This window comes from Streptomyces sp. CNQ085 (assembly GCF_022614595.1).
GTDB lineage: Bacteria > Actinomycetota > Actinomycetes > Streptomycetales > Streptomycetaceae > Streptomyces.
The window spans coordinates 35,372-42,255 of record NZ_JAJFAU010000024.1; the positions used below are offsets into that span (position 1 = coordinate 35,372).

The following is a 6,884-nucleotide window of genomic DNA, read 5'->3' on the forward strand; positions in this document are numbered from 1 at the left end:
GCTCCTAGTCGGTGCGGGAGAGGAGATACTCCACGAAAGTGATGAGGGTGTTGGCCGAGGATGCCTGGTCCCGGACATCGCAGGAGACCACGGGCACGTCGTCGGGCAGGTTGAGCGCCTCACGGATCTCGCCGACGGCGTAGGAGGGGGATCCGTCGAACTGGTTCACCCCGACCGCGCACGGGAGCCCGTACTGCTCCACGAGATCCAGGACGGGGAAGGACTCGCCCAGCCGCTCCGGGTCGACCAGCAGCAGCGCGCCCAGGGCGCCGATCGAGAGGTCCTCCCACAGTTGCTGGAAGCGCTGCTGCCCGGGGGTCCCGAACAGGTACAGGACCAGCTCGTCGCTGAGGGTGAGGCGGCCGAAGTCCAGGGCGACCGTGGTCGTCGTCTTGTCCGGCGTGCCGGCCAGGTCGTCCACGCCGGTGCTGGCCTGCGTGATCAGCTCCTCGGTGCGCAGCGGCTCGATCTCGGAGATGCTGCCGACGAAGGTGGTCTTGCCCACGCCGAAGTGACCGACGACCAGGATCTTCACCGTCGTCCGGACGGACCGGCCCAGGTGGACCGGCCCACGGTCAGGCGAATCGAGCACGGAGGCCATGCAGTACATCCTCGAGAAGTTGTCTGGGGACGCGCTCGGCGCTCGGCACCGGAGCACGGGTCAGGATCATTCCGTTTTCGGCCAGTTCGGCGAGCAGCCCGCGCACGATCCCCAGAGGGAGGCCGAGGTGCCCGGCGATCTCGATGACCGAGAGGTAGCCGCCCACGCACAGTTCCAGGACGCTGCGGCTCTCCGGGGAGACCACCCACCTGTCGGTCGCGTCATCGGCGGCCATGATCAGCGTCGTCACCGAGAACTCCCGTTCCGAGGGGATCTCACGGCCGCCCGTGATGACGTAGGGACGTACTAATCTTCCGGTCGCCTCGAAGGCCGGGTCTTCAGTGCTCACGTCTCATCAGCCATCTCGCGAGCCGGGGTGGTCATCTCTCCGCCGAGGCTCTGCACGAGCTGGTGCATACGGAAGGTGATCCCCTCCATGTCGACGTCCGTCGAGGCCGAGACGGCCAGGTACGCCCCGCTGCCGGCCGCCACGAGGAACAGCCATCCGTGGTCGAACTCGACCACCGTCTGACGCCACCGCGAATCCCCCTCGGAGCCCACGAAGCCCGCCGTGGAACGGCTGATCGACTGCAGGGCACTCATCGCCGCGGCCGTCCTGTCGGCCAGATCGGGGTGAAGGGCCTCGGTCATGCCTCGCTTGAGACCATCGGCCGAGACGAGCAGCGCGTGCCGCGCGCCGGGCACCTTCAGGATGTTCGTGAGCATCCATGACAGGTCTTCCTGCATCAAGAGTCCTGTCCTTCCTGATTCGTCACGGGGAGCTGTCGGCCTGTCCGCGTACCCCTCTGCAGCGCCGCCATCCTGGCGGCGGCGGACTCCACGTTCTGCCCGGGCTGCCTGTCGGTCTCCGGGGAGGCGGTGTGCACGAGGGTGATGGGGGCCTTGCGCTCGCCCCTCTTGGGCAGGCCGTTGGCGGTGCGGTCGCCGGAGAGCTGCTGCGCGGCCGGGGCGTTCCGCGGGGTGGCGTCCATGGCTGGTGTACTCCTCCGCTCGGTGTACTCCGTCGTCAGGAGCCCCTCGGGAAGGCGCAGGATGGCCCGCGCACCGCCAAAGGGAGAAGTGGTGCTGACGTCCACGGCGAAGCCGAAACGACGCGCCAGTTCGGCCACCACGGGGAACCCGAACTGCGGAGGGTTGCCGAGTTCGGACAGACCGGGCCGGTGCTCGCCCGAGAAGAGTTCCGCGGCCTTCTGCTTCCTCTCCGGGCTCAGACCCGGGCCGGCGTCGTCGATGACGACGCACAGCCCCTGGTGGACGGGCTGGAGGTTCACCTCGATCGTGCTCTCGGGGCGCGAGTAGCTCGCGGCGTTGGCGAGCAGCTCGGCGACGGCCAGAGCGACACCGTCCACCGCGGCGGGGACGATGGCGAAGTTGGTCTGGGAGCGGATCTGCACCCGGTCGAAGGGGCCGATCTGGCCCTGGGCACTGCGGATCACGTCATGGACCGACGCGGGCTCCCTGCGCCGCCCGGGGAACCCGCCGCACAGGATCGTGATGCCCAGTGCGCGCCGGGCGAACTGGGCGTTGGCACGGTCCACCTCCAGCAGCGACTGGAGGATCTTGTGGCCGCCGTACTCCTGCTCCAGCCGGTCCAGTATGAGCTGCTGCTCGCCGGCGAGGAGACGGAGGGTCTGCATGGCGGACTTGAGGACCGCGGAGATCTTCCCGTCGGTGATATCCCTGACCTCCCTGGCGGCCTCCTCGGCGCTGTCCTCGGCCCTGGCCAGCCTTTTCCGGGTTTCCGCCAGATCCTTCTCCAGTTCTCCGACGCGGTTCTTCTTCAGCGTTAAATCGCTGGCCAACTGCCGGGCGCGCCGCCTACTCAGGAAGAATACGACTGTGACGACAAGCGCCACAGCAGCCAGACCCCAGAATACCGGGTCCGTGAAGTAATGTGCCATGAGCTCTCTCTGTTTAACGAGGGGTCATGATTAAGGCTGCGTTTCGCTTGTATCGCAGGAAACGCAGAAGCGCACCGGCACGCCGCGATCCCCCCGCCGCGCCCGCTACGTGCTCAACCCGGCCAAGCGTAGCCGCTGCGGAGCCGGCCGTTCCGCACGGTCAGGAACCCACCCCCACGGTGCACTTGGCGGCCCGGGTACCGGCGAGCCGGGTACTGGCGAGCAAGCGCGTCGATCTTAGCACCGCACGTCCTACTGCCGTTTTTGAGGAGTCGGGCCATTTCGCCATCACGGGCATATTCACCTACCACTTACCTTTTGGGCGTTTTGCTTCTCCGTCCGCCCGGTGAGGGCGGGGCCGCGATGCCGGGCGATGCCGAGTGCGACTCGGCCGTCATCATCACTTTTCAGACGGAATTCACAGGAGATCTGTTGAGCAGCGACCACACCCCGCGTCCGGGCCCGGCGACCGGCACCGCCGCGCCGGGCGGACTCACCGCTCTTCTGGGCTGTGCCGCGCTGTTGCTCGGAAGCTTCGGCGACGAGATGGCGCAGGTCACCTTCGCCCTCACCCTGACCGAGGATCCCTCACCGGCGGTGATGTCGGCGCTGCTGGCGAGCGGGCTGACCGGAGGCGTGGCCGCGAGCCCCTGCGCTCCGCCGCTGCTGACCCGGATCGGCGTACGGGCCCTGATCGTCGCGGTCTTCACGGCCGAGAGCCTGGTCATCGTGGCCGCGGGGCTGCACGACGGCTTCGCCGGCTACACGCTGGCCGCCTTCGCCCTGGGCTTCCTCGGTTCGCTGCTGTGGTCGGCCGTGATGGTGCTCGTGCCGTCCCTGGCCCCCCGGAGAGCGGACCTCGGCCGGATGAACCGGGCGGTGCAGACGGTGCGCAACCTGGGCTACGTCGTGGGTCCCGCGCTCGGCGGCGTGCTGTACGCGAGAACCCAGGGGATCGCGGCGCTGTGGCCGGCGTCGCGGGCGCGCTGCTGAACCGCGGAGTCCGGGCGCCATCGACCCACGGAAGGGACGAGCAAGCACATGCCTGAGGGAACCAGCCGCCACGGAATCATGGCCTCCTGTGGGCGCTGCTCAGTCGCCGACCACCCCGGCGTCGATACGCCTGCCGCGCGAGGCGTCCACCACGACGGGGACGCCGTCGGGGATCCGTCCCTCCAGCCGGTCGAGCAGGGACCGCACCGGCGGGAGCTCCCCGGGCACACGGACGTGGACGTGCATCGTGCGGGAGACCGCGTCGACTTTCGTGACGGACGCGCCGGGCTCGTCGGCGAGCCACTGCCGCGCCGCGTCCTTGGTCCGGCCCGTCCAGGTGTCGAGCAGGAACGTGAGGGCGGTGTTGGCCGTCAGCGGCACGACCACGAGGGTGAACAGCAGGGCCATGGCCGCGTACGCGCGGGGGGCCGGACGCCCGGAGGCCCGGCCCGTCTCCGTGCCGTAGCCGAGCGAGGCGAAGACCACCATCCCGCCGAAGACCAGGGCGAAGAGGTTGGAGACGAACAGCACCAGCGCGCCCAGCGCGAGCCATCCGGACAGGTGCCCCAGGCACACCCCCACCACCGTCAGGGGCGGGACGAGGGAGATGGCGATCGCCACGCCGGGCAGCACGGCGCCGACATCCCGGCGGGCCTGGGCCACCGCGCCGGCGAAGCCGGTGGCCAGGGCGGCGACCAGGTCCATCAGGCCCGGTGAGGTGCGCGAGGAGATCTGGCTGTTGGACAGCAGGTCGTAGTCGCCGGGCAGGGGCGCCGACATGGCCATCCCGAGCACGACCACCAGCAGGCCCGCCAGGACGACGACCCTGACCGATCCGGTGCGGCGGCGCCGCACCGACCCCAGGGCGATGCCCATGATCGGCGTGGACAGGGGGGCGATGATCATCGCCCCGATCACGGTCGCCGCCGAGTCCGTGAGCACTCCGCCGCCCGCGATCACCGAGGACAGCGTCAGCATGGTCCAGAAGGCCGAGCGTTTGGAGGCGGCGTCCCCGACGGACAGATCCAGGGCCTGGGCCAGCTCGTCCATCGAGCGGCGCTGGGAGGCGGGCAGGACACGGGCGCGGATTCCACTGATCACACCCTCAAAGCAAGCACGGCGGACGCTCCCGCGGGCGGCGGGACACGGGTGGACGCGCGTTCGCTCCGGCGCCCCGCCCCCGCTGGGAGAGGCGGGGGCGGGGCGCCGGCGGGCGGCTCGGCGTCACCCGGTACCGCGCACGGCGCCGGTCAGTGCGGCTCGGTGCCCCACGCGGCGTCCCCGGCGAGGGAGGCGGTGATCGCCGGCGCCTCGGCGTAGGAGGCGGAGGCGGCGTGGCTGTGGTCGTCCGTCTCGTCGAACGCCGACCAGTCGGCCTTGCTCATCCGGACCTGGATGTCCCCGGTGTCCGCGCCGGGGGCGAGGCCGCCTCCGGTGAAGCCGACCTCGAGGTAGGCGTCCGCCCCGTCCACGGGGGTGTCGAGTTCGACCACGCGCAGCTCCAGGTTGGAGCATCCCACGACGGCCCAGTCGCACCACGCGCCCACGGAGGAGCCGCCGTCCCGGGTGAACCAGTAGCGCACCACGACATCGGCCAGGTCGACCTGCGGGCCGCCGCTGTTGACGACCTTCAGGTGCGGCCGTATCGCGTTGTCCCGGGGGTCGTCGCTGTTGCGGTGCAGGACCGTCAGGTCACCGCTGGGCACGCCGGGCGCCCCGGTGGTGACGGTCAGCGGGACGGACGCCGCCGACACGTTGCCCGCGGCGTCGCGGGCCCGCACCGTGTAGACGTACTCGGTCTCGGCGTCGAGGCCGCGGTCGGTGAAGGAGGTGCCCCGCACCCCGCTCGCCACCTCGACGCCGTCGCGGTGCACGCTGTAGTCGACGACCCGTACGTTGTCGGTGGCCGGCCGCCAGCTCAGGGAGACCCGGGAGGCCGTCGCCTCCGCGGCGAGGCCGCCGGGCGCCGTGGGCGCCTCGGTGTCGGGTCCGGGCTGCTCGCCGGACGCCTCGGCCAGGCTGATGCCGGTGGTGCTGTCCATACCGCCCAGGGGCACCTGGTGGTCGAGGCTGACGAACTTGCCGTCCTGCTGCCACAGGGCCGGCTTCAGGAAGCCGTACTTCTCCTCGTCCCATGTGATCCAGTCGCTGTTCAGCAGCCCCCCGGTGTCACCCGAGTTCGGGTTGAGGACCCAGAAGGTGTGGTGCAGCCGTTCCTCGGTGATCAGGGCCCGGAGCGCCGTCATCCACTTCTGGTTGGGCCCGCCGTCCAGGAAGCCGCCCCACTCGCCGATGAGCAGCGGGGAGGTGTTCTCCTTGTGCAGGTAGAGCCAGTTGGGGTCCCACACGTCCGCTTCGAGCGTCTCCCGGTTCCACTCCCCCTCGAACCACGGCTGCAGGTGGACCAGCGGGCCGTAGTCGTGCGGGGAGTAGAGGAGCTGGTCCTGGTGCTCGCCGAGGTCCACCGGGTGGTCGCGCACGCCGCGCAGGTTGCCGCCCCACCAGTTGTTGTGGAAGGCCTTGGGGTCCTCGGAGTCCCAGCTCTTCCCGTCCTTGGGGTAGGTCTCGATCCCCTCGCACAGGATGAGCACCTTGGGGTTGATGTCCAGGATGCGCCGGCCTGCCGTCTCGCAGGCGTGCTTGAAGTTGTCGACGTCCTCGCTGCCGTCCCACTTGGCGCGCGGGGAGTCGTCGAACTGGCCGTGCGGCTCGTTCTCGATGTCCATCGCGACGACGGTGTCGTTGTCCTTGTACCGCTCGGCGGCCCACTCCCACGACTGGTAGAACAGCTCGGGTGTGATGGAGCCCTTCCACCAGACCGGGTAGATGTGCCCGGTGTTGTCCGCCTCCGGGCTGTGGGCGTCCAGCATGACCTTGAGCCCGTACTGTTCGCACAGATCGAGCCAGTAGTCGAAGATCTCCAGGGTCGTCATGCCCTCGAGTTCGGGGTTGGCGGAGAGGTTGATTCCCATGGCCGGCGGCAGGTCCCCCGCCCTCCACTCGAGCAGCAGCTGGGTGGAGACGGGCACCCGGACGATGTTGATGCCGCGCTCGGCCATCTGCCGGGTGACGGTCTCGATGTTGGCGGTCCACAGTCCGTGGAACACACGCTCGGAGGTGTTGAAGCCGAACCAGTTGGTGCCCGTCAGCCAGACGGGTTTGCCGGCCTCGTCGACGATCTGGTTGCCCTCGGTGTGCAGCCAGTCCTCCTGGGGGACGGCCGCCACGGCGGCCGTTTCGGGGTCGCCGCCGGACGCGGCGGCGGTGACGGCCGGGTCGGCGTTGTCCGCCACCATGCCGAAGGCGTCGCCGCCCAGCCGTTCGGCGGCCTCGGTCACCGTCTGCCCGCTCCGGCCGGTGACGATCAC

Annotated in this window: 7 protein-coding genes; 1 reads left to right on the forward strand and 6 read right to left on the reverse strand. The window is 70.0% G+C overall.

Annotated features, from left to right (window positions below):
• Nucleotides 1-4: 4 nt before the first annotated feature.
• From LJ221_RS07070 to LJ221_RS07085, 4 genes are read right to left on the reverse strand one after another with little or no spacing between them, the layout of a single operon-like run.
• Nucleotides 5-601 (reverse strand): ATP/GTP-binding protein, encoded by a 597-nt coding sequence (locus LJ221_RS07070; protein WP_241714723.1) that lies wholly within the window; start codon nucleotides 599-601, stop codon nucleotides 5-7.
• Nucleotides 576-950: a DUF742 domain-containing protein gene (locus tag LJ221_RS07075; protein WP_241714724.1), complete on the reverse strand. Its 375-nt coding sequence runs from the start codon at nucleotides 948-950 to the stop codon at nucleotides 576-578. Before LJ221_RS07075 ends, LJ221_RS07070 begins: the two co-directional genes overlap by 26 nt.
• Entirely contained in the window at nucleotides 947-1,348 is a 402-nt protein-coding gene (locus LJ221_RS07080) for a roadblock/LC7 domain-containing protein (RefSeq protein ID WP_241714726.1), read from the reverse strand. The genes LJ221_RS07075 and LJ221_RS07080 overlap by 4 nt, the downstream gene beginning before the upstream one ends.
• Nucleotides 1,348-2,523, reverse strand: a complete 1,176-nt coding sequence (locus LJ221_RS07085) for an ATP-binding protein (RefSeq protein WP_241714728.1) — start codon at nucleotides 2,521-2,523, stop codon at nucleotides 1,348-1,350. The genes LJ221_RS07080 and LJ221_RS07085 overlap by 1 nt, the downstream gene beginning before the upstream one ends.
• A 432-nt stretch (nucleotides 2,524-2,955) precedes the next feature.
• On the opposite strand from LJ221_RS07085, the gene LJ221_RS07090 reads away from it, so the two are divergent.
• Nucleotides 2,956-3,516 (forward strand): MFS transporter, encoded by a 561-nt coding sequence (locus tag LJ221_RS07090; RefSeq protein WP_241714731.1) that lies wholly within the window; start codon nucleotides 2,956-2,958, stop codon nucleotides 3,514-3,516.
• 99 nt (nucleotides 3,517-3,615) lie between these two features.
• Here the strand turns inward: LJ221_RS07090 and LJ221_RS07095 are convergent, their stop codons facing one another.
• Entirely contained in the window at nucleotides 3,616-4,617 is a 1,002-nt protein-coding gene (locus tag LJ221_RS07095; protein ID WP_241714733.1) for a DUF389 domain-containing protein, read from the reverse strand.
• A 149-nt stretch (nucleotides 4,618-4,766) separates the two neighbouring features.
• The coding region (locus LJ221_RS07100; protein ID WP_241714735.1) for a cellulase family glycosylhydrolase at nucleotides 4,767-6,884 on the reverse strand (2,118 nt) is incomplete at its 5' end.